The sequence below is a fragment of the Herminiimonas aquatilis genome, from assembly GCF_042665175.1.
GTDB classification, from domain to species: Bacteria; Pseudomonadota; Gammaproteobacteria; order Burkholderiales; family Burkholderiaceae_D; genus Oxalicibacterium; species Oxalicibacterium aquatilis.
In genome coordinates this window covers 51,586-73,128 of sequence record NZ_JBHTCC010000004.1, presented here as the reverse complement: position 1 = coordinate 73,128, position 21,543 = coordinate 51,586, and the positions used below count along the sequence as shown (strand labels likewise).

General features: G+C 50.8%; 21 protein-coding genes and 1 other RNA gene. 12 read left to right on the top strand and 10 right to left on the bottom strand.

Annotated elements, in window-relative coordinates; genetic code table 11:
• The first annotated feature begins 934 nt into the window (after nt 1-934).
• Genes phbB through ACFQO0_RS14980 form a run of 3 tightly spaced genes read left to right on the top strand, consistent with a single transcriptional unit; the run spans nt 935 to nt 2,767 of the window.
• Complete coding sequence (phbB, locus tag ACFQO0_RS14990; RefSeq protein WP_382236151.1) at nt 935-1,657, top strand: acetoacetyl-CoA reductase; 723 nt, start codon at nt 935-937, stop codon at nt 1,655-1,657.
• The gene (locus tag ACFQO0_RS14985; RefSeq protein WP_382236148.1) at nt 1,629-2,174 is read left to right on the top strand and encodes a bacteriohemerythrin; all 546 of its coding nucleotides are present in this window, start codon (nt 1,629-1,631) and stop codon (nt 2,172-2,174) included. The genes phbB and ACFQO0_RS14985 overlap by 29 nt, the downstream gene beginning before the upstream one ends.
• Before the next feature lie 26 nt (nt 2,175-2,200).
• A complete protein-coding gene (locus ACFQO0_RS14980) occupies nt 2,201-2,767 on the top strand; it encodes a hypothetical protein (protein ID WP_382236145.1) in 567 nt (188 codons plus the stop codon).
• 78 nt (nt 2,768-2,845) lie between these two features.
• On the opposite strand, the gene ACFQO0_RS14975 is transcribed toward ACFQO0_RS14980, so the two are convergent.
• The 4 genes from ACFQO0_RS14975 to ACFQO0_RS14960 all read right to left on the bottom strand — a co-directional run bounded on the left by ACFQO0_RS14975 (nt 2,846) and on the right by ACFQO0_RS14960 (nt 7,844).
• Nucleotides 2,846-4,024, bottom strand: a complete 1,179-nt coding sequence (locus ACFQO0_RS14975) for an acetate/propionate family kinase (protein WP_382236142.1) — start codon at nt 4,022-4,024, stop codon at nt 2,846-2,848.
• Nucleotides 4,021-5,427 (bottom strand): bifunctional enoyl-CoA hydratase/phosphate acetyltransferase, encoded by a 1,407-nt coding sequence (locus ACFQO0_RS14970; protein WP_382236139.1) that lies wholly within the window; start codon nt 5,425-5,427, stop codon nt 4,021-4,023. Before ACFQO0_RS14970 ends, ACFQO0_RS14975 begins: the two co-directional genes overlap by 4 nt.
• 239 nt (nt 5,428-5,666) lie before the next feature.
• Entirely contained in the window at nt 5,667-6,017 is a 351-nt protein-coding gene (locus ACFQO0_RS14965; protein ID WP_382236137.1) for a hypothetical protein, read from the bottom strand.
• Between the two features lie 30 nt (nt 6,018-6,047).
• Nucleotides 6,048-7,844, bottom strand: coding sequence for a PHA/PHB synthase family protein (locus ACFQO0_RS14960; protein ID WP_382236134.1), 1,797 nt, complete (start codon nt 7,842-7,844; stop codon nt 6,048-6,050).
• A gap of 262 nt (nt 7,845-8,106) precedes the next feature.
• On the opposite strand from ACFQO0_RS14960, the gene ACFQO0_RS14955 reads away from it, so the two are divergent.
• A complete protein-coding gene (locus ACFQO0_RS14955) occupies nt 8,107-8,529 on the top strand; it encodes a universal stress protein (RefSeq protein WP_382236494.1) in 423 nt (140 codons plus the stop codon).
• Nucleotides 8,530-8,591: 62 nt separating this feature from the next.
• Complete coding sequence (locus ACFQO0_RS14950; protein WP_382236131.1) at nt 8,592-9,242, top strand: BON domain-containing protein; 651 nt, start codon at nt 8,592-8,594, stop codon at nt 9,240-9,242.
• 210 nt (nt 9,243-9,452) lie between these two features.
• Here ACFQO0_RS14950 and fnr read toward each other — a convergent pair whose 3' ends face one another.
• From fnr to ACFQO0_RS14930, 4 genes are all read right to left on the bottom strand, one after another.
• On the bottom strand, nt 9,453-10,298 hold the full coding sequence (gene fnr, locus ACFQO0_RS14945; protein ID WP_382236491.1) for a fumarate/nitrate reduction transcriptional regulator Fnr: 846 nt from the start codon (nt 10,296-10,298) through the stop codon (nt 9,453-9,455).
• 442 nt (nt 10,299-10,740) lie between these two features.
• Nucleotides 10,741-11,109 (bottom strand): hypothetical protein, encoded by a 369-nt coding sequence (locus ACFQO0_RS14940; protein ID WP_382236128.1) that lies wholly within the window; start codon nt 11,107-11,109, stop codon nt 10,741-10,743.
• A gap of 181 nt (nt 11,110-11,290) precedes the next feature.
• Nucleotides 11,291-11,707: a sll1863 family stress response protein gene (locus ACFQO0_RS14935; protein WP_382236125.1), complete on the bottom strand. Its 417-nt coding sequence runs from the start codon at nt 11,705-11,707 to the stop codon at nt 11,291-11,293.
• Nucleotides 11,708-11,796: 89 nt separating this feature from the next.
• The gene (locus tag ACFQO0_RS14930; RefSeq protein ID WP_382236122.1) at nt 11,797-12,246 is read right to left on the bottom strand and encodes an Hsp20/alpha crystallin family protein; all 450 of its coding nucleotides are present in this window, start codon (nt 12,244-12,246) and stop codon (nt 11,797-11,799) included.
• 424 nt (nt 12,247-12,670) lie between these two features.
• On the opposite strand from ACFQO0_RS14930, the gene ribBA reads away from it, so the two are divergent.
• From ribBA to ACFQO0_RS14910, 4 genes are all read left to right on the top strand, one after another.
• On the top strand, nt 12,671-13,783 hold the full coding sequence (gene ribBA, locus ACFQO0_RS14925; RefSeq protein WP_382236119.1) for a bifunctional 3,4-dihydroxy-2-butanone-4-phosphate synthase/GTP cyclohydrolase II: 1,113 nt from the start codon (nt 12,671-12,673) through the stop codon (nt 13,781-13,783).
• 145 nt (nt 13,784-13,928) lie between these two features.
• Nucleotides 13,929-14,417, top strand: coding sequence for a 6,7-dimethyl-8-ribityllumazine synthase (gene ribH, locus ACFQO0_RS14920; protein WP_382236116.1), 489 nt, complete (start codon nt 13,929-13,931; stop codon nt 14,415-14,417).
• Nucleotides 14,418-14,504: 87 nt separating this feature from the next.
• Nucleotides 14,505-14,975: a transcription antitermination factor NusB gene (gene nusB / locus ACFQO0_RS14915; RefSeq protein WP_382236113.1), complete on the top strand. Its 471-nt coding sequence runs from the start codon at nt 14,505-14,507 to the stop codon at nt 14,973-14,975.
• Nucleotides 14,976-15,089: 114 nt separating this feature from the next.
• Nucleotides 15,090-16,268 carry a pyridoxal phosphate-dependent aminotransferase gene (locus tag ACFQO0_RS14910; protein WP_382236110.1) on the top strand — a complete coding sequence of 393 codons (1,179 nt, stop codon included), beginning with the start codon at nt 15,090-15,092 and terminating at the stop codon, nt 16,266-16,268.
• A 78-nt stretch (nt 16,269-16,346) separates the two neighbouring features.
• On the opposite strand, the gene ACFQO0_RS14905 is transcribed toward ACFQO0_RS14910, so the two are convergent.
• A complete protein-coding gene (locus ACFQO0_RS14905) occupies nt 16,347-17,303 on the bottom strand; it encodes a lytic transglycosylase domain-containing protein (RefSeq protein ID WP_382236107.1) in 957 nt (318 codons plus the stop codon).
• A 479-nt stretch (nt 17,304-17,782) separates the two neighbouring features.
• Here ACFQO0_RS14905 and ubiD point away from each other — a divergent pair, with 479 nt between their 5' ends.
• Both ubiD and ffs read left to right on the top strand, forming a co-directional pair.
• The gene (gene ubiD, locus ACFQO0_RS14900) at nt 17,783-19,267 is read left to right on the top strand and encodes a 4-hydroxy-3-polyprenylbenzoate decarboxylase (protein WP_382236104.1); all 1,485 of its coding nucleotides are present in this window, start codon (nt 17,783-17,785) and stop codon (nt 19,265-19,267) included.
• 162 nt (nt 19,268-19,429) lie between these two features.
• Nucleotides 19,430-19,528, top strand: an RNA gene (gene ffs, locus ACFQO0_RS14895) — signal recognition particle sRNA small type.
• A gap of 163 nt (nt 19,529-19,691) precedes the next feature.
• Here the strand turns inward: ffs and ACFQO0_RS14890 are convergent.
• Nucleotides 19,692-20,147 carry a MarR family winged helix-turn-helix transcriptional regulator gene (locus ACFQO0_RS14890; RefSeq protein WP_382236101.1) on the bottom strand — a complete coding sequence of 152 codons (456 nt, stop codon included), beginning with the start codon at nt 20,145-20,147 and terminating at the stop codon, nt 19,692-19,694.
• A 155-nt stretch (nt 20,148-20,302) separates the two neighbouring features.
• On the opposite strand from ACFQO0_RS14890, the gene ACFQO0_RS14885 reads away from it, so the two are divergent.
• The gene (locus ACFQO0_RS14885) at nt 20,303-21,448 is read left to right on the top strand and encodes an efflux RND transporter periplasmic adaptor subunit (protein WP_382236098.1); all 1,146 of its coding nucleotides are present in this window, start codon (nt 20,303-20,305) and stop codon (nt 21,446-21,448) included.
• Nucleotides 21,449-21,543: the final 95 nt, after the last annotated feature.

The following is a 21,543-nucleotide window of genomic DNA, read 5'->3' as shown; positions in this document are numbered from 1 at the left end:
ATGGCCGACTTGAATCCCGTCAAGCACGCCCGATTTTAAACATCATTGAGTTCGATAATAAGTCTGCTTTCCGTTTTTTTTTTGCAGACTTATTTCTTTTCGGGAAACTTGGTTTCCCTTCTTCGCAAAGCCTGCCTCGGTCATCCGACCATTTAAATCGCGCTGCGCAAAAGTAGCTGCTTACCCGCTTTGTCCAATCCTTGCCTATGGATAGGCGCGGTCTCGTTCTTTAACGGGGCTGATAGTTCCCACTCACGCCGGTCGATGGAGGTTGCAGTGTCAGCCCACGTTGACCTAATCTACCTCTTGCAGGTCGCATGCCGATATGTCGTGACATGGTGGTCAGAATACTTCCAGGTTGAAGTCCGGTCTTACTTTGCGCACTTTCTTGTATTCAAAATATTGGTATCTGATCGCGCATTTTCTTCCCCTGATCTCGCGCTGCAAGTCAAATAGTCAGTGCACATTCGGCTTTCATGATCGATGCATCCTTCATCTGGTGAAGATGCCAATGCTAGGTATACCTGTGTAAATGCCACCGCCTCATGTAGATAAAAACAATCTCTGCGCACGGTGTTTTACATCAGATTATTTATGAATATGCAATCGCATAAATCGATTATTGAATGACTTGAAAAGTCATCGCCATCTTCCTAATCTGTTTAAATCAGCAGTAGATCGCAATGGAGGTGGCAACAAATAAGCGTTCCATCCAGCAAGGAAAATCTCTCCGGAAATATACATCCTTCGCATGTGCAGAGATGAAAACATTGATTCGATTTCACTGCAGCAAGAAGTTGTTTTGCAAGAGTGAATGGACAGAATATTTCGAATGTCGGAATTCACCTGAAATTGATATGGATCAAATTGGCGAGTCAATTTAACAATACATTTTGTCTTTTAGCCGAACTGACTTCTTTGGGATTTTGTGTCAATGAAAAAAATTGCGTTGGTAACCGGTGGCACTAGAGGAATAGGTGCTGCAATTGCAGTTGCATTGCATTCCGCCGGTTACGATGTTGCAGTGACTTATCACAGTAATGTCGATGCCGCGCACGCGTTCAGAGAAAGTACATCTATTCCGGTTTTTTGCTGGGATGTTTCTGACTACACGCAATGCGAGGAGGGCATTCGCATCGTGGAAGCAGAAATAGGTTGCATAGATGTACTGGTGAATAACGCCGGCATCACTCGCGACACTGTTTTGCATCATATGGTGCCAGGCCAGTGGATGGACGTCATTAATACAAATCTCGGTTCTGTCTTCAATATGTCCCGCAATGTCATCGAAGGTATGCGCGCGCGTAGCTTCGGAAGAATTATCAACATCAGTTCTATCAATGGTGAACGTGGACAGATGGGGCAGACGAACTATGCCGCTGCCAAGGCGGGCATTCTTGGATTTACCAGATCTCTCGCACTTGAAAGTGCACGCAAGAACATCACTGTGAATGCGATTGCACCTGGATATTGCGATACGGATATGGTGTCCGCCATTCCGCAGGAAGCACTGGAAAAAATAATGGCAGGTATTCCCGTGGGGCATTTGGGATCGGGGAGTGATATTGCCCGGCTCGTCGTGTTTCTGGCTGATAACTCAGCCGGTTTCATTACTGGCGCAACCTTTGATGTCAATGGTGGACAGTTCATGGCTTGATGTTGAACCTCACCATTTTCAACTTAATTTATTTAATTTATTTCAGGAGAAGTACATGGAACAAATTTTTTTGCAGCCGGAGATATCTGTGGGCATTATCGAAATGGATAAAGCGCATAAAGTATTGATGCGTGAAATCATGGACATGATGCAAGCTCCGAACTTTGAGTTCTCCCGACGCTTGCCGCAATTGGTAGAGCTGTTGGAAATGGATTTCCGGGGAGAGGAAGAGTTGATGGAACAAATGGATTATCCGGATTTGCGTGTACATCGTGAACAGCACGCTGAATTGCTCGGTACGGTACACGATGCTGTTGCGAAGGCGATCAATGGCGATTATCTGCTGCCTCGCCAAGTATTGAACATGTTGCCTCAATGGTTTCTGTGGCATCTGGTCAAGATGGATGCCTCGCTTGTAAAAGCGTTGAAGGCAGCGGGTGCCAAACCGATCAATCATTCTGTTTTTAAACCGACACACTCGACTGAAAGACAGCCGCAACATGTCGGCTTTGTTTAATGAAGGTCTCGACCAAGGAGCACACTATGTTTCCATTTTCTACAATGAACGCGCCCGATAATTTGAAGAGTATATTGAGTACGGAACTGGGTTTGTATAACGCAGCTGCGGGCAAGACATTTGATGTCGCATTTAAAATTGCAGACTTGAATCTTGAACTCTTGAAGCAGGCTCGTGCAAACTGGTCCGCTCAGTCTGAGCAAATAAAGCAGATGGATGGTAATGCCACTCCTCCGCTACTGGATGCCAATCAATTAAAGAGGAACGTCGAGATTGCCACTTCCTATGGGCAGCACCTGACAAAAATCATGCTTGATCTGCAATCCGATATGTTGAAAGTGGCGCAGCAACAGGCCAGCAAGATTGCGAGCATGAGCGATGATGTGGCGAGCGCTCCGGAAGCGAATATTGCGAACGCTAATTTCCCCGGGATATCCATGCTGCAGAGTATGGTTGAACAAGCCAGTAAAGGATATGCTAACTGGAACAACAGCGTGCTCCATTCCATGGATACCGCTAGTGCCAATTTCGCACATCAAGCCGCAAGCAAGGCAGCGGATCACCAGGCAAAGTCGCGTAGCGCAAAACAGTGAACGGGTGTACTTTGCTATTTGAACGCGAGGGTTGATTGGCGCGTGGATAATCAGCACTTTTTATGTTGGCAGTGTCTGTCAGTTTGGCAACAGCGTCGTTGCCAAACTCGCTGCCATCCATTCTTCATTGGTCGTTTCGACTGTCACTAAAATACGGCTGTCGGACGAAGAGATGGTTGAGGCATTGACCAAATTTTTTTGATCGTTCAAGGTCAGTCCCAGGAATTGCAGGTCGCTACATATGCGTGAACGCATTTCCACATTGTTTTCGCCAATGCCTGCAGTGAACACGAGCATATCCAAACCGCCCAGAACTGCAGTCAGTGCGCCAATTTCTCGCACTATCCTGCGCACGTATAGTGCGAGCGCATCGTGCGCACGCGGATTGTCTTTTTCAATCGGCAGCAGCTGACGCGGATCGGATGACACGCCGGAAATTCCCAGCAGTCCGCACTCATGGTAGAGCATATGCCCCAGCTGCTGCGACGATAACTGCTCGGTTTCCATCAGGTATAACAGCACGCCGGGGTCCAGTGCTCCGCAGCGCGTACCCATCATCAGGCCATCAAGTGCGGAGAATCCCATCGTCGTCGCGACGCTGCGCAGGCCTTGCATGGCACACAGACTTGCACCGCTTCCAAGATGCGCGACGATGGTTTTATTGCGCGCCAGATCGCCGTAGCGTTCCGCCAGAATGATAGACATGTATTCGTAAGACAAACCATGAAAGCCATAGCGCTGCAAGCCGCGCTCCCACGCTGAATATGGCAGCGGCAGCATCTTTTCGACGCGTGGCAAATCACGATGGAAAGTGGTATCGAAACAGGCAATCTGTACCAGTTCAGGCTGCGCTTTTAACAGACTTTCAATGGCTTCCAGCGCGAAGGGTTGGTGCAAGGGAGCGAGTGGTATATAGCTGCGCAAGTCCGACAAGACCTGATGGTCGACGCGCACCGGGGCTGAATATTTGCTGCCGCCATGGACTACGCGATGTACGACGGCAACCAGTTGATCCCCGCCAAGCTGCTGCAGGGCATGTTGCCGGATGTGTTGCAGAGCATCGTGATACGGGGCGTCTGCGCCGATGGAAAGATGCCCAGGAGAGGTATCAGAGGATTCAAATGTCGGCGTGGCGCTGCTTATGCCATCAACCTTGCCACTCCATAAGGGACTGCGGCTGGACAGCGCGGTCGGGTCGAATAATGCAAACTTGATGCTGGAAGAACCGCAATTCAATATCAGAATGCGCTTGCTCATGACGCCACCTTCTTGACCTGATGTGCCAGTATCAGCGCAATCGCGCAAGAAGCGATGCGTGATTCTCGCGAATCGGCTCGGCTGGTGAGCACTATCGGGACCCGCGCCCCCATGACAATACCGGCGCTCGCTGCGCCGCCCAGATATTCGAGCTGCTTGGCCAGCATATTGCCGCTTTCCAGGTCGGGCACTACCAGGATATCGGCACGTCCAGCGACCTCGGAAGTAATTCCCTTGATGCGTGCTGCGGCGATAGAGATGGCATTGTCGAATGCCAGCGGGCCGTCCAGCAATGCTCCTTTGATCTGACCGCGATCGGCCATTTTGCACAAGGCGGCGGCATCGAGTGTTGCTGGCATGCGCGGATTGACCGTTTCCACTGCCGCCAGTATGGCAACGCGCGGCTGCTGTACGCCGATAGCCTGGGCAAGGCCGATGGCATTGCGGATGATGTCGGCTTTCTCATCGAGATTGGGAGCGATATTGATGGCTGCATCCGTGATGATAAAAGGACGTGGATACGCCGGCGTTTGCATCAGGAAGCAATGACTGAGACGACGTTCTGTACGTAGTTCAGGACAAGCCAGTATGGCTGACATCAGTTCGTCCGTATGCAGGCTGCCCTTGATGATGATCGCGACTTCGCCCTTGGCCGCCAGTGCGACGGCGCGCGCTGCGGCGGCATGGCTATGAGGAACATCTTCAATCCGCAGAGTTGAAATATCCAGACTGTTACTGTCCGCGATGGCTTGTAATTTGGCCCGCGGCGCAACCAGTATAGGGATGATCAAGCCGGCTGCCTGCGCATCCAGTGCAGCGGAAAGGCTAAGTGCATCGCAAGGATGGACGACCGCCGCGGTAATCGCCCCCATAGGCCGGACGTATTCCAGTAGCCGTAACAGGCCGCTATCTCCGGCCAGCAATCGCACTTCGGGGAGCGTGGTACGTGGCAGCGAAATAGGCTCGGTCGGGGCGATCACTTCTGCCTCGCCTTCCAGCACACAAACGCTATCCTGGTTGACGCATGAGCAGGCCAGTGTCAGCCGCTTACTTGCCTCGTGGCGTGCTGTGACGCGCACATTTATTCTTAATGTGTCGCCTATGCGAGCAGGCGCCTTGAAATTCAAGGTCTGCGCCAGATAGATAGTGCCCGGGCCCGGCAGGCGCGTGCCGAGCACTGCTGATATCAGCGCACCACCCAGCATGCCGTGGGCAATCACGCCTTGAAAACGGGTTGAAGAAGCGAATTGCTGATCCAGATGCTGCGGATTGACATCACCCGATAGAATCGCAAAAAGCTGGATATCTTCAGTTGTAAGCGTGCGCTCTGTAAATGCTTCGTCGCCAATCGCGATCTCGTCGAATACCCGATTTTTAACAATACGTAGATCATCCGTACTCATGTATTTCTCCAGGTAGAAAGCAAACCACATGCAGGATGCGCATATGCAGGTACAAGTGCGGTGCGTCTCGGCCTAGGCAAGGCGACAACTGCGAGGGAGCAAGGGGCATGTGCAGCAACGCGCTCATTCTTTGGGCGATGCGGGCGCCGCAAATGCGGACATCAAGGATTTAAAACCAGATGCGTATTTATTCGAAGGTCATGCTGAGTTGCATATGCATGCTTGCTCTGTGGAAAAGCTTACGATCTATCTACCTTCAGCATTTTGATATCAATCAAATCTTCTGTAGCGATAAGGCAAGCATAGGCCATTTCAAGCCGAACCGCGATATGAACGACGATTTCAATAATTGGTTCGCCAGCAGGTAGAAATCCCGGCGCCGCTCCTGACCTCGTACCCCATAAATGCAAGATTAAGGATATCCGAGAATGCGTTCGTATCATTTGTGCGATCGCAGAAGGCGCTTTTTCAATGGATGGCGATTCATCGGTCAATGCTGCCTGACTGATGAACAGGACTGTGGCCGACAGGATACGAACATCGCTAGGAATGATATCGTCAGCCGACAGAAAAATAATATCTCTCCGCACCAAACCTGCCGATGGAGCTCGATTTCTGCGTCATGGTTGCATCACATACTTCCCGGGTGCCGAAGGTTTATGTGCCGGCATCAGGGGAGGTGGGATACGTTTGCCGGATTTCTTGCGCAACCAGGATTCCCATGCAATCCACCATGATCCTTCTTTGTGTTCAGTGGTGGCTTGCCATGTGTCGGCATCCATCGCCAATTCCTTATCGGCGTGGGTGGAGATCTGATAGCTGCGATAAGGATGTCCTGGGGGAGATACCACGCCGGCATTGTGGCCGCCGGAAGTAAGTACGAAGGTAACTTCAGTATCGGACAGGCGATGAATTTTGAATACCGAACGCCATGGCGCAACATGATCGGTTAGTGTGCCAACCACGAAGATGGGAATGCTGATGTCGACCAGATGAATCGACTTGCCATCCGTAATGTATCTGCCTTCGGCGAGGTCGTTGTGCAGGAAAAGATGGCGCAGATATTCCGAATGCATCCGGTACGGCATGCGCGTCGCATCTTCATTCCAGACCATGAGGTCGCTTTTTTTCTCGCGCCGCCCGAGCAAATACTGGTTGAGTCTGCGCGACCAGATCAAGTCATTGGAGCGCAAGAGCTGGAACGCACCCGCCATTTGTTTGGTATCGAGATAGCCCTGATCCCACATAATGGCTTCCAGAAAACTGATTTGACTTTCATCAATGAAGAGAGATAGTTCTCCGGGCTCTTCAAAATCGACCTGCGATGCAAACAGACTGACACTGGCAATGCGTTGGTCGCCGTCACGTGCCATGCTGGCCGCCACAATCGACAACAAGGTGCCGCCCAGACAATATCCTGCTGCGTTAATTTTTCGGGCATGCGTTAGCTCCGTAATGGCGTCGATCGCAGCCATCAGACCCAGCTTGCGATAATCTTCCATCGACAAATCCCTATCTTCGGCCAATGGATTTTTCCATGAAATCATGAATACGGTATAGCCCTTGCTGACCATATATTTGACCAGCGAATTCTGTGGCGACAGATCGAGTATGTAGTACTTCATTATCCATGCCGGTACGAACAGCAAGGGCAGTGCATGCACTGTTTTGGTCGTTGGTGTGTACTGAATCAGCTCGATCAGATGGTTGTGAAAGACCACTTTGCCAGGTGAGATGGCAATATCTCTGCCGACCTTGTATGTATCGGCGGCTTCATTCGTGTCGCTTGTAATGCTGCGTCGCCAATCCTCGGTTGCATTAAGCCAGCCCTGCAAAAAATTGTTACCCCATGACTGGATGGCGGCTTGTTGTATCACAGGGTTGGTCAACGGAAAATTTGATGGTGCCAGTGTGTCCAGCAACTGTCGGACTGTAAATGTCACGACTTCCTCATGGTGCTTGGATACGCCTCTGACTCCCGTGGTTGCGCGATGCCACCATTGTTGTTGCAGCAAGAATCCCTGTGAGATGACATTGAACGGCCACGTTTGCCACGCGGGATCCCTGAAGCGCTGATCCTGCGATAAAGGCGCGATGCAGAAGGGCTGTGACTGGTCTTCAGTGCTGATGCAATTGCGATTATAGAGATGCCAGCGCCAGCTGTTTTGCCAAGCTCTCTCCAGCAAAACAACGCGCTTCGATGGCGATAAGGATAGATGGATCAGCCAGTCGGCAAACGCATTGAACATGGCCGCCGGTGAAATATTGGAGGTCACGCGTCCCAGCCAGGCATTACTCATTAGATCCAAAGGCGCTGAATCATTCGCGCTCTCAGGATATTGATAGCTCAAGGGGGTAAGCCATGCACTAGCCATGCGCTCAAAAGCGAGACTGTCAGAGGGATTCTTCTCAAGCATTGCGGACCTTCGAAAGAGCAATGCGGTTAGCCTAGCAACGCGTCCGCGTACTGACTTGATGCAGATCAAGACTGCACGTTTCTATGCGTTCATTTGTTACGTTATGCAAACGGCAGAGGGCTTTCCATGCGCAGTTTTTTTGTGCTGGTATCCCTGTCTTGCAGATTTCTTTTTTGATTAGATGACTATTGATCCATGTCAAGTTGCGCTTCCATCTTGCGCCTAGGATGATTTCAACAAATTTTCTTTCATGGGAGGCAGCATGCTTAAGACAATATTGGTGGCGACAGATGGTTCCGATTTGTCCAAAAAGGCGATAACGGCCGCAGTTGATTTTGCTGCATCTTACGGCAGCAAAATAGTAGGTTTGTCGGTCGCGGAAGTATTTCCGGAAGTGTTCCTCGATTACGATTTGCGTGCTATCGAAGACGACATGCAACAGCAGGCTGCAGCGAACGCGGATTTCATTTCCGAGTGTGCGAAAAAAGCCGGCGTTGACTGCGAAGTGCATACAGCCACTGGAACGCGCCCCCATCAGGAAATCATCAAGGCCGCCGAGCAATTTCATTGCGATACCATTTTTATGGCATCCCACGGAAAGAAAGGGCTCGATAAAGTTCTGCTGGGTAGTGAAACGCAAAAGGTGCTTTCGCACAGCACAATTCCGGTTCTCGTTTTCAGGTAGAACGCGAGAGCTGATCCCGGCCCATAAAGATTCCGACAGACATTAACGTGTAAGAGGTGAATATGAAAACCGATCGCCAGTTGAAGCAGGATGTGATTGATGAGTTGGAATGGGAATCGGCAATTGACGAGACTGGAATAGGTGTCGAAGTGCACAACGGCATCGTGACCTTATCGGGAACGTTGAACAGCTATGCGGAAAAATACGCTGCCGAAAAAGCAGTGCAGCGTGTAGCTGATGTCAAAGGCCTTGCAGTCGAAATCGATGTTGCGCTACCTGGCTGGGGTCAACGTACCGATGCTGATATAGCAAGAACCGCAGCACAAGCTTTGGAGTGGAATGCCCTGGTACCTAAAGACGGCATCAAGATAGTCGTGGAGGATGGCTGGATTACGCTCACCGGCAGTGTGGATTTTCAGTACCAACGCAAGGCAGCTGAGAGGGCGTTGCAAACCCTGCTCGGTGTCGTCGGTATCAGCAATCAGATTGCCGTGACGCCGGCTGTGACACCGCGCGATATCAAAAGTCATATCGAAGCTGCTTTACAGCGTCGCGCCCATTCGGAAACCAAAGGCATCGAGGTGGTCGTCAACGGTGATCAGATCACGCTGAATGGCTCTGTATCGTCTTACGCAGAACGTCGCGCAGCATTAAGTGCTGCAGCACAGACGCGTGGTGTGGCGAGGGTTGTTGACAAGTTATTTGTCGCCTGAGCATTGCGTCAACATTGTTGATCGGCGCCGTTCGAGCGCATGAACCTTCTCGAAGAAAAACCTGCGGCGGCCTTGGTTTGAATGCTGAACGCAAGCGCCGCTGGTGCCGCATATCGCATTGATGGTCTTCTCGAATATGGCATAACCATTTGCCAAAGCGATGAAGCCTCGGTGACAGTTCTGGTGCCGCTTATACTGACTTGCGTGAGATTACTTCAAGATCCCCAGACGCTGCAAATGCGTGAGCTGAGGAGATAAATAATTATATTCGGTCACGACTGATGGCATCTCAACACTGGCGTGCAAAGAGCTGCTATCTATGCCGGCCGCTATTCTGTTTAACGCTGATAAATTCAATACTTCAACATCACGCTGTCGCACCTCGATAATTCCTTCTTTACGCATTTTTGCAATCATTCGGCTAACGCTTTCCATCGTCAGGCCGAGATAATTCCCAATATCTTCACGCGTCATGCGCAACTGAAAGCGGGTTGGCGAATATCCTCGCAGCGCATAACGCCTGGACAGATTGATAAGGAAGGCCGCAAAGCGCTGTTCCGCATACATATTCCCGAGGATCATGATCACATTTTGTTCGCCCATGATTTCCTCGCTCATTACACGGTGAAAATGACGCATCAACATCGGCATCTCTGTAAATAATGATTCGAGTTGTGGGTAGGGAATTACGCAGACTTCGCTATCGTCTAATGCGACCGCGTCACATTGATGACGTGCGCTACTAATGGCATCCATGCCCAAGAGTTCTCCACTCATCTGGAAGCCGTTGATTTGCCGGTCACCGGCGAGATTTTCTTGATAAGTTTTGAAATGACCAACACGCACAGCATAGAGCGAGGTGAACGGATCCCCTATGCGATAGAGATAACTATCCCTGGCAATTTTCTTGCGTACGATAATCTGATCCAGTAGTCGCGTCTCAAGTTCATTCAGTCCGGTTGGCAGGCATATCTGGCGCATGCTACATGCCGAGCAGCTGCGAGCAACAGAGTTTTCAACACCAGAAGACGAATGCGGTTGCAAGGACTTTGCCATGACGCCCTCCATATGGGTGAAACCTGTAGCAATCGAAAAATTCATGTCAAGGTTTTTAATTACTTAACTAAATTTATTGTGACCCTACTACCTCTTATTTTACTGTTCTAGATCAAATAAATGGTAATAAAAAAACAACAAAAAATAGCGCGAAACTGTTGTTGCAAGACAATAATGTGGGGGACAGACAGCATTGAATATGCCTGGTGTCAGACGGTTCTAGCCGCAGATTGCTTATTGATGAGATCAACATGCATGAAATTGCCGGTTGAGATGGAGCGGAGATCACGGAAGGGAATGCAGGTAGGTACAGCACTAGCAGCGCTGCACCTGAGAACTACCGAGTTTCATTTAACGCGGCGTGCAGATAATCGATCATTTCCCGGTTGCTTGCAGCCATGATCAGTGGGTAAGTGAATCCCATATTGTTTGAAAAGTCTGATTATTCCTGCCATATAAATACAATGCGCCTATGCGTCCCTTTTTGTACGGAAATTTTCTGGGATTTTGTGATGCCATTCTGAGTAGCCGCTATCTGATAATTCCCTTTTGGTAAATTAACCAGAAAAATCGGCCCTTCCGATGCCGCATCGATAAGCACCATGTCTTTGAGGTCTTTCACTTGCACGCGAAAGTCGGCAGTATATTGTTCCCGTCCCGCCGATTTTGATTTGACGATAGATACGATTTCCAACGTATAACGAGGCGCCATTGCCCTCATTTCTGCGGCCTCATCCGAGCCAATACCACCGGAAATATAGCTTGCATGTTCTGTCTTGAATTCGACAGGAGATGCAGTGACGTATGTCATTTGGCTCAATAGAAGGCCGATAAAAAAAGATGTCGATCGCAAGTTCATACTATCCTCCTCGGTATGGGCTATGTGTGACCATGTGGGCAGCGCTGACAAGTTATCTGGTCTGCTCTGATGCACAGGGATCGCGCAATGGAAAAGCACCAATTAAATGGCGTCTTGGCAAATTTTTCTAGCCTCAATTCGTGCTCACTTTTCGAATGGCATTCCTCAGGGTTTCAATGGATTCCCTAAATGATTTCTCGACGGCTCTCCACGCATTACTGCCTTCTTCCTTGAACGTATTCCATTTGGCTTCAAGGTTTTGCTGCTGCTTCTGAAACTCCTGGATTTCTGACTCGATTTTCGCTTTCGCAGTTTCTGACGCGCTGGCTGCTTTCGCTTTCAATGTGTCCAGTTCTTGCTGCAAACGATCCAGTTCTTCTCTAGTGACCTTCAAGAATGCATTCTTTTGTTCGCGATCTTTTTCTGCCGTGTTTGTCGATGCTGATTTTTCATCGGACGGCTTTAATTTTGGCACATTCATTTCGTTGCGATCGCAGCCAGAAAGCACCAGGAAACAGAATGCCAACAAGGAATATCGAATATTTTTCATGTTCAATCCTCAGTCTAATCATGATTGCTGCGATGCGAGGGCAGCTTTCGTTCCGCGTTAGCGCGATAGCTGGTACGTTTCGTTGGCGACTAGTTGATTGTCAGTTGCCGACTTCCGTTACGGGCTTTTTTAGGAAGCGTCAATTCGACAACACCATCTTGATATTTTGCAGTTGCATTTGTGGCGTCAATGTCATGTCCAAGCGAAAAGCTGCGATACAAGCGTCCGGAATATCGTTCGCTGCGGACCACTGTTTCGCCTTCTTTTTGTTCTTTGACTTGTGTGGTCTGTGCTGAAATTGAAACTTGATTGCCGTCGATATCAATTTTTATATCTTCTTTTTTCATGCCGGGGACATTAGCCTTCACGGTGTAGGCTTGCTCTGTTTCCGACACATCCATTTTCATTTCCTGACCGCCCTCGAAGGCCTGCAGGGCAGGGGCGAGACCAAATTCCCGCACCATATCTTCGAATCCCGTGAAGGGTTCAAAGCGGGCGATATTGTTGAATGGGTTAAAACGCATCAAATTCGTAGCCATGATTGAACTCACTTTCTATCAGCAATTTTTTATTTAATGGATGTAGATAAACAAACTTTCTTCCGCGACCATCGGTGGTGCGAACAGAAAATTAAGAATAGATGAGTGGAAAAGTTGTTATGTGATCCATATCAAGTGCCGTGGATTTGCGCTCGCATTGCTCGTTCAGAGCGCGATCGGGATTGCCGCCGAAGTTGGAAATTAGGCAGAGCCGAGTGTGCGGTGACAGGAAGGTGCTCGATGATTGATATTGGCGGGTACAGACTGAGCGGCAGCAGTCTGCTCATTTGAATTTGGCTTGTTCATCGAGCGTGGATGCGCGTAAACCGGCCTTTTTCGCGCAAACCGGGCAATTCTTCTGTAATCCACGGGGTCGGCGGTCGCCAAATCCTTTAAAATAGCGGCCTACTCCGAGATTCCTCCTATGTCTATTTCAACTACCCAAGAAATCGTCGCAGAATTGCGAGCCGGCCGTATGGTGATACTGGTCGATGAAGAAGATCGTGAAAATGAGGGCGACCTGGTGCTTGCGGCAGATTTTGTTACGCCGGAAGCGATCAATTTCATGGCCAGGTTTGGCCGTGGTTTGGTGTGCCTGACATTGACGCAAGAGCGCTGCGATCAACTCGCGCTGGGCATGATGACATCGCGTAACGGCACTTCGTACGGTACCAATTTCACGGTATCGATCGAGGCGGCGGAAGGCGTGACGACGGGGATTTCTGCCGCGGACCGTGCAAAAACCATACAGGTTGCGGTCGCCAGGAATGCAAAACCGGCGGATATCGTTCAGCCTGGCCATATCTTCCCATTGAAGGCGCAAAAGGGTGGTGTGCTGATGCGCGCCGGCCATACTGAAGCGGGTTGCGACTTTGCTGAACTGGCTGGCTTGACGCCGGCCGCGGTGATTTGCGAAATTATGAAAGATGACGGCACGATGGCACGTCTGCCGGATTTGATTGAATTCGCAAAAGAACATGATCTGAAAATCGGGACGATTGCTGACCTGATCCACTATCGAAGCCAGACCGAAAGTTTTGTCGATCGCATCGGCGAGCGCACGATGGAAACGGTGCACGGGTCTTTCCAGGCCGTGCTGTATCGCGACAAACCTAGCGGCGGTGCGCATCTGGCGCTCGTGCATGGCGTGATCGAACCGGGTGAGGAAACCCTGGTGCGCGTGCACCAGCCAGTATCGATGCTTGATTTGCTGGAAACCAAGGCGACTACGCATTCATGGAATATGGCTTCGGCGATGGCTGCGATCAAGCAGTCCGAACGCGGTGTGATGGTGTTGTTGAATTGTGAAGAGTCGGCCGATGAGCTGTTTTCCCAGTTCGCGGCACTGACCAATCCGGATGTACGCCCGCAACAGCGCGCGGCACGTATGGATCTGCGTACCTACGGTATCGGCGCCCAGATTTTGAAAGACCTGTCGGTGTGCAAAATGAAGCTACTAGCCAATCCGCGCAAGATGCCGTCGATGACGGGTTTCAATCTGGAAGTAACCGGTTATCGGGCAACGCCGGAAAATTGAGCATTCGTTCAATTTTCGCGAAGTTATTTAGTTGAATCAAAAGATAAGCTGTTGCTGTACCAAGGCCAATTCACCCGAGGCCGCGCTACAGCAAAGTTGAACCAGTAATAATGTATACAGCGCTACGCGCATGAAGGGAAATACCATGACAGTTGGCACCTACGATATGAATTTGGCAGGAGAAGGTTTGCGCATCGGCATCGTGCAGGCACGTTTTAATCAAGACGTTTGTCACGGTTTGCTGGCAGCCTGCCTGGCCGAACTCAAGCATCTGGGCGTAGAAGACGAGGATGTCTTGCATGTCACCGTTCCTGGCGCGCTGGAAATCCCACTCGCCTTGCGCAAGATGGCTGAGACCTTGCAGTTTGACGCACTGATCGCCATCGGTGCGGTGATTCGCGGTGAAACCTACCACTTTGAACTGGTATCGAATGAGTCCGGCGCCGGCATCACACGCGTGGGGCTCGACTTCGGCCTGCCGATTGCGAACGCGGTATTGACCACTGATACTGACGAACAAGCCGAAGCGCGCATGGCGGAAAAAGGTGCCGATGCGGCGCGTGTCGCTGTCGAGATGGCCAATCTGACGATCGCGCTGGAAGATCTGGCTGACGCTGGTGACGCCGAAGAATAATCTTCCGCCATAGTCTCTATCGCCTGCTTTATTGCAGTACGTGCCTTATAACTTATTTGCGCCTTCCGAAATGAAGTGCTGTGAGCCATGACCCAAAAAACCGACCACGCCAATCCGAGCAAAAACCGTACACCGCGTCATCGCGCCCGTGAATTTGCGTTGCAAGGCCTGTATCAATGGCTGTTGAACAATGAAGATGTCCGCACGATTGAAGCGCATATTCGTCAGGCACATGGTTTCGACAAAGCTGATGCCGAGCATTTCGATGCGCTGTTGTATGGCACCGTCAAGCAAGTGGGCGAGCTGCGCGCCGGCTTGACACCGCTGATCGATCGTGAGATTTCGGCATTGTCACCAGTGGAACATGCGGCTTTGCTGATCGGTGCTTTCGAATTGAAAAATCACATCGAGATTCCCTACAAGGTTGTTATCAACGAAGCGGTGGAGTTGACCAAATCGTTTGGTGGCATTGATGGCCATAAATATGTGAACGGCGTGCTGGATAAGTTTGCTGCAAGCGTGCGTGAGCCAGAGATCAATGCGGGGCGCAAGGGCTGATTGCCAACTTCGTTCTTGTCAAGACGTCATTGCCGCAGCAATCGCAAGTATTAAAACATCGCCACCTGGCTTCCATCATCGGATGCAGGTGGCGGTTTTCATTGGGGAATTAGCTTGTCTTCACACCTGACTCAACTTGCTTCTCGTCTCGAGAATATCGCGCCTTTCCATGTCATGGAGCTGGCGAAGATGGCAGCCGAGCTCGAGCGGCAAGGGCGCCATATTATTCACATGGGCATAGGGGAGCCGGATTTCACCGCAGCGCCCTCGGTGCAGGCCGCCGCATCGCAAGCCATGGCGGACGGCAAGATGCAATACACGTCGGCGACTGGTTTGCCGGAGTTGCGTGCAGCGATTGCCCTGCATTACCGTGACAAATACGGTGTCGAGGTTGCGCCATCGCGCATCATCATCACGGCTGGCGCATCTGGCGCCTTGTTATTGGCCTGCGCTGCCCTGATTGAAAAAGGCGCGGAAGTATTGATGTCCGATCCTTCGTATCCGTGCAACCGGCATTTTGTCGCGGCATTTGATGGCAAATCGAAGCTGATTGCGTGCGGTCCTGAGCATCGCTTTCAATTATCCGCAGATATGGTGCAAGAGAACTGGGGAGAAAAAACTTGCGGCGTGCTGCTTGCATCGCCATCGAATCCGACTGGCACCTCAATTAAAGAAGATGAATTGCGGCGAATTGTGGAAGTCGTGCGCGAGAAGCGTGGCTTCACCATCGTCGATGAGATTTATCACGGTTTGCGCTACGACGCCGCGCCATTTTCGGCGCTGTCGCTAGGCGATGATGTGATCGTGATTAACAGTTTTTCCAAGTATTTCAATATGACGGGCTGGCGTTTGGGCTGGTTGGTGGTGCCGGAAGCCCTGGTGCCGCCTATCGAAAAACTGGCGCAGAACCTGTTCATTTGCCCGTCGAGCCTGGCGCAACATGCGGGATTAGCCTGCTTTGAGCCGGCAGCGATGGCTGTGTACGAAGAGCGCAAAGCAGAGTTCAAGCGTCGTCGCGACTATATTGTGCCCGCGCTGGAAGGCTTGGGATTCAAAGTCCCGGTTATGCCTGACGGCGCTTTTTATGTGTACGCTGATTGTAGCGCCTTGTCGGATGATGCCGATCAGCTGACGATAGCGATGTTGAACGAGGCTGGAGTGGTGATGGTGCCTGGGCTGGATTTCGGCCCATCTACCGCGCGTCAATATATCCGCGTGTCGTATGCGACGTCGATGGAGAATTTGCAGGAAGCGATAGCGCGCTTGCAGATTTTCTTTGCCAAGCGCCGTTGAGGGTTGAATCGAGCAATAAAAAAGGAGCCTTGGGCTCCTTTTTTTACGACGTCATTTTCGGCTTGAATATTGGGCGAGTTACAGCGAAGTGTATTGCGCGACATTGGCTTGGCGACGTGCGCGATCTTCCAATGCTGTTTTTTCGTTGTTGAGGTCGGCAGCTTTTTCCGGCAGCACGTTAGGAATTGGCTGAATCCGTGGCGCTGCACGGCTGGCCATCGTGGCAAAAGCCGATATGCGTTTGCCGCTTGCGACCGCTTTCAAGCGATCATATTCACCCAGAACCTTGGCACCATAACCGGCGTCGGTATCCATAGCTGCTGCGCCTACATAGCGTTTCAGGCCGGCTTCAACCGAGCCGCCACGCGCCACGTATTCCTTCAGGATCAAGGCGCCGACACGGATATTGGCGACTGGATTCAGTGCTGCATGGGTGCCACCCATTTCTGCAAATTTGTCACGATGCACTTTTGACATGACTTGCATCAGGCCTTGTGCGCCGACCGGGCTTTCCGCGAACGGATTGAAGCGCGATTCGATCGCCATCACTGCCAAAATCAACAATGGATCGATTTGAACTTCCTTACCGGTCAGGTACGCTGCAGAAACCAGCATATTGGTTGCATCGTTGGCGACGCGATAGCGCTTGGCAATCCATTGCGTGACACGTTGCTGTTGCAAGTCGGTGCCTATCATGGCGTTATTGCCAGATGACACGCTTGCGATTGCGGCTTCAGTATCGGCAGCGCTGGTTGTTTCATCCATCAGATTTGCCATCGGCGGCATTTCTTGCGGTGCTGGTGAGGCAACGGCTTCGCTGAATGGCGACAGAGCTTGAATGCGGTCTGCAATTTCCGGTTTGAAAAACATCAAGGCCAGGGTGGCAATGGCGGTCAGGCCCATAGCCATGACTGCGTGGCGCCCTGTCGCAACCAGGCGACCGGCTGTGCTGCGGACGGAGATCGATGTGGCGATCGCCTGTCGTGCTGATTGGTTGGCGACTTGTTGCATCGCCGATTTGATTCGATTTAACATGCAAAACTCCAGGATTGACGCGGCAAATAAAGGGCTCCACCACAAATGATGCTTATTTGTAGAACCCTGCACATGCCGTGAATCAGAGAAATCGTTTGCTGTCGCGCGTCGCGTACGGCAAACGTCGGAGTTGATTACTTATCGGGAGCGCATCGTATGCGGCATACCCTTGGCAAACAACTTTTTCGGGGAGAAGGCGGAAGCCTTTTGAAAAACACTCCTAAAACGTTAGGTGGGACCCCGATCCCGTGAAATGAAGAGAGTTTCTTTTCTGCCCGGTTTGGTGTTCAAATACGGGCCTGCTCTTCAAGTTGCGCGAATTGTAGGAGGGCGTTTATATCAAGTCAATACTATAAAAACGCAATCCTATTACTTTTAAATCTTAAGGTTCTATCGTTTACCGGTAAAACCTAAGCGAATCAGGTACTTGGCCGTTTTATTTGAAAATTCAAGTGCACTGTGCAAAATGGCGAAAAAAAATGAAATATACAGATTTACGCGACTTTATTTCTCAGTTGCAACAAATGGGCGAACTTAAGCGCATAAACATGCCTGTTTCGCCGTATTTAGAGATGACGGAGATCTGTGATCGCACTTTGCGCGCCCAAGGTCCGGCACTTTTGTTTGAGCAGCCGACCGGTCATAAAATTCCCGTACTCGGTAATCTTTTCGGTACGCCGCAGCGCGTTGCTCTCGGAATGGGAGCGACCGACGTTAGCGAATTACGCAAAATCGGTCACGTATTGGCGATGCTGAAGGAGCCGGAGCCGCCAAAAGGATTCAAGGATATGTTGGGCCTCGGTTCGCTGGTGAAGTCGCTTTGGGATATGGCGCCTAAGGAACGCAGCAGTGCACCATGCCAGGAAATTGTATGGGAAGGCAATGACGTCGATCTGGCGCGTCTGCCGATTCAGCATTGCTGGCCGGGCGATATTGCGCCTCTTATTACATGGGGCTTGGTGATCACCAAAGGTCCGCACAAGAAGCGGCAGAATCTGGGTATATATAGACAGCAGGTTATTGGACGCAACAAAGTCATCATGCGCTGGTTGGCGCAACGTGGTGGCGCGCTGGATTTTCGTGAACACAGCATTGTTAACCGCGGTCAGCCTTATCCGATTGCGGTCGCGCTTGGCGCTGACCCTGCGACTATATTAGGGGCGGTGACGCCGGTGCCTGACAGTTTGTCGGAATATCAATTTGCCGGCTTGCTACGCGGTAGCCGGACCGAGTTGGTGAAGGCCATGGGCAGCGAGTTGCGTGTGCCAGCTTCCGCTGAAATTGTCTTGGAAGGGCATATCTATCCGGATGAATCGCATCCGTCCGGTTACGAGCATGCGCTGGAAGGTCCGTATGGCGACCACACCGGCTATTACAATGAACAGGATTCTTTTCCTGTCTTCACGATAGACCGTATCACGATGCGGCGGGATCCGATTTATCACTCTACGTATACAGGCAAGCCGCCGGATGAGCCGGCAGTTTTGGGCGTGGCGCTGAATGAAGTCTTCATTCCTCTGCTGCAAAAGCAGTTTTCCGAAATCTTGGATTTCTATTTGCCGCCGGAAGGATGCAGTTACCGGATGGCCGTTGTGCAGATCAAGAAGGCCTACCCGGGTCATGCCAAGCGTGTGATGTTTGGCGTCTGGAGTTTTTTGCGGCAGTTCATGTACACCAAGTTCATTATCGTGGTCGATGAAGATGTGAATATCCGCGACTGGAAAGAGGTGATCTGGGCGATCACCACTCGTGTTGATCCGACGCGCGATACGACGCTGGTCGACAATACGCCTATCGATTATCTGGATTTTGCGTCGCCAGTAAGTGGGCTAGGCAGCAAAATGGGGATAGACGCGACAAACAAATGGCCGGGTGAAACCAGCCGCGAGTGGGGGACGACGATTCAGATGACCGATGAAGTCAAAAAGCGCGTCGATCATATCTGGCAGGAACTGGGGATTTAATCGAGGAAGTGCACCCAAGCATTTTTTGAATGGATCGACACAATAATGGGCCGTCATAGATAGCAGCCCATTTCAATGGAATTGATATTTCATTAAAGTTTGTCGCGCTGTAGCAGCTAATTCCTGCAGCGCGCTTCGTTCTTTGCTGTTAAAATTCATCTCGGCGGGCCCCTGCGCATTGCGGCATGGCCAACCTGGTCAGGTCGGGAACGAAGCAGCCACAGTCATTTCCTGCAAGTGCCGCAGATCAGGCTCGCCTCTTATCTTTTATTTGTTGTCGCATGATTATTAATCGCGACACACTTTCAATTTAATTCCATTCGATTTTGATTCTTCGCACACGAAGAAATGGGGAGCCACTTGCGCTGAGCAAAGTTGTTCCGTATTTTCTCTGCGATGGTTTGATCCTGCGGCTGATCTTGCGCTAATCCGGCAATAAATTAGTTTTCATTCTTAGCATTACCCGCGTACTGTTTTCGATCTCGCTGATTGACAAGCCTTGCATCATCTCCGCACGTAATTCTTTCGATAATTTCTCGATAATTTTCAATTGCTCATTGGCCTTGGGCGTCAATACTGCATATTTACGCCGTTTGTCATCGCCGGAGGCAGTGCGCCGTATCCATTCCTTTTGTTCCAGGATGTCTAAAAGACGAACCAGTGTCGGACTTTCTATGCCCAGCTTGCGCGCGAGGTCGCGCTGCATCAAACCCTGCGGATGTCTATGCAACTGTAATAGGACTTGTCGTGTCGAAAGATTCAGGCCGAATGGCTTGAGACGCTGATTCATTTGATAACGCCAGGCACGCGAGATGTCGCCTATCGTTTGTCCGAGTTCTGTTTGGTAATCGCTTAGATCGCCTTGTATGTCTGCAGTCATTTGCTTCAGCCTGTTGCGATGATTAATAATTGGCATGTTAAGCTAGCAGTTAGTATAGCTAACGAATTAATGCTTGGTAACGTTGGCAGATGCGCTTATTTTCATGAATTGCTGTTTCTGCAGTTCATCTCACCAGTTCACACTTAATAGTCAGCATGCAACAAACGAAAAAATATCTTTTGATCGGTGCGGCCGTCCTGGTGCTTGGCGGCGCTGCTTATATGCTGTTGCGCGCTCCCGCAGAACAAGACAAAAAATTGGATAATGCGCAAATCGTCAAAACGGCTGTTGCCGAACAAAAGACGATTCCCATCAAAGTTTTGGCCAATGGCTATGTGACGGCAATTAATACAGTCGATGTGCGGCCCAAGGTGCAGAACATAGTGCGCACCATTCACGTCAAGGAAGGGCAGTTCGTCAAGGCCGGTCAATTGCTCTTCACGCTGGACGAACGCAGCGATCAATCCAATGTGGCGAAAGCGCGTGCTGAATTAGCCGCCAGTCAGTCGGATCTGGCGGATGCCGAACTGACCTTGAAACGGAATGAAGATCTGCTGGCGCGTAATTTTGTTTCCAAGGCTGTCGTCGATACCTCGCGCAACAAGGTTGAGTCACTCCGTAATAACGTTAAGGCGAATCAGGCGATGACTGAATCCGGCAATGTTGCCCTCAGTGATAATCGTATCGAAGCCAGTATTTCCGGCCGTATCGGGATGATCAATGTTCATCCCGGGAGTCTGGCGCAGCCCTCAGGGGAGGTGATGGTGACGATTTCGCAACTGGATCCGATTGCTGTCAGCTTTTCATTGCCGGAACGCGAGTTGGCAAATATCACCGCGACTTATCCGCAAGGAAATGCACCGGTCAAGGTGCAGATACCGGGCCAACCGGAAGTCACCGGCAAGCTGATCTTCATCGATAACACTGCAGATACGCAAAGCGGCACGATACGGATGAAGGCGCAATTCGATAATGCGTCGCAAAAATTATGGCCAGGATCGTTCGTCAGCGTGAATATGGTCTCGCGCAACGTGACGAATGCGGTGCTGGTTCCGGCCCAAGCGGTAGTCACCGGGCCCGAGTACAAGTTCATTTATGTGGTGCAGCCGGACGACACGGTCAAGGAACAAAAGATTGACGTCGTGGCGATTGAAGACGGGCAGGCGGCCGTTACAGGTCTGGCGGCGAATGCGCGCGTCGTGGTCGAGGGGACACAAAATCTGCGTACGGGTGGAAAAATCAGCGAGGCAAAAGACAAGTCTGCCGCTGGCACAAAGGCGTCCGTCGCCCCGGTTCACTAATGGTTCCAATTGCAGGATCGCCGACATCGCTCGCCATTTTTCAAGCGTGGGCGCATGTATCTTAAATTGATCAACACAGTGTTATTGCCCGACTG

Bases quoted from the DNA above. Each gene is read 5' to 3' on its own strand.
- ACFQO0_RS14975 (WP_382236142.1), bottom strand. From the start codon at position 4,024: ATGAGCAAGCGCATTCTGATATTGAATTGCGGTTCTTCCAGCATCAAG.
- ACFQO0_RS14905 (WP_382236107.1), bottom strand. From the start codon at position 17,303: ATGTTAAATCGAATCAAATCGGCGATGCAACAAGTCGCCAACCAATCA.
- ubiD (WP_382236104.1), top strand. From the start codon at position 17,783: ATGAAATATACAGATTTACGCGACTTTATTTCTCAGTTGCAACAAATG.
- ACFQO0_RS14890 (WP_382236101.1), bottom strand. From the start codon at position 20,147: ATGACTGCAGACATACAAGGCGATCTAAGCGATTACCAAACAGAACTC.
- ribBA (WP_382236119.1), top strand. From the start codon at position 12,671: ATGTCTATTTCAACTACCCAAGAAATCGTCGCAGAATTGCGAGCCGGC.
- ACFQO0_RS14980 (WP_382236145.1), top strand. From the start codon at position 2,201: ATGTTTCCATTTTCTACAATGAACGCGCCCGATAATTTGAAGAGTATA.
- phbB (WP_382236151.1), top strand. From the start codon at position 935: ATGAAAAAAATTGCGTTGGTAACCGGTGGCACTAGAGGAATAGGTGCT.
- ACFQO0_RS14935 (WP_382236125.1), bottom strand. From the start codon at position 11,707: ATGAAAAATATTCGATATTCCTTGTTGGCATTCTGTTTCCTGGTGCTT.
- ACFQO0_RS14970 (WP_382236139.1), bottom strand. From the start codon at position 5,427: ATGAGTACGGATGATCTACGTATTGTTAAAAATCGGGTATTCGACGAG.
- ACFQO0_RS14960 (WP_382236134.1), bottom strand. From the start codon at position 7,844: ATGCTTGAGAAGAATCCCTCTGACAGTCTCGCTTTTGAGCGCATGGCT.
- ACFQO0_RS14985 (WP_382236148.1), top strand. From the start codon at position 1,629: ATGTCAATGGTGGACAGTTCATGGCTTGATGTTGAACCTCACCATTTT.
- ACFQO0_RS14950 (WP_382236131.1), top strand. From the start codon at position 8,592: ATGAAAACCGATCGCCAGTTGAAGCAGGATGTGATTGATGAGTTGGAA.
- ACFQO0_RS14940 (WP_382236128.1), bottom strand. From the start codon at position 11,109: ATGACATACGTCACTGCATCTCCTGTCGAATTCAAGACAGAACATGCA.
- nusB (WP_382236113.1), top strand. From the start codon at position 14,505: ATGACCCAAAAAACCGACCACGCCAATCCGAGCAAAAACCGTACACCG.
- ACFQO0_RS14930 (WP_382236122.1), bottom strand. From the start codon at position 12,246: ATGGCTACGAATTTGATGCGTTTTAACCCATTCAACAATATCGCCCGC.
- ACFQO0_RS14955 (WP_382236494.1), top strand. From the start codon at position 8,107: ATGCTTAAGACAATATTGGTGGCGACAGATGGTTCCGATTTGTCCAAA.
- fnr (WP_382236491.1), bottom strand. From the start codon at position 10,298: ATGGCAAAGTCCTTGCAACCGCATTCGTCTTCTGGTGTTGAAAACTCT.
- ribH (WP_382236116.1), top strand. From the start codon at position 13,929: ATGACAGTTGGCACCTACGATATGAATTTGGCAGGAGAAGGTTTGCGC.
- ACFQO0_RS14885 (WP_382236098.1), top strand. From the start codon at position 20,303: ATGCAACAAACGAAAAAATATCTTTTGATCGGTGCGGCCGTCCTGGTG.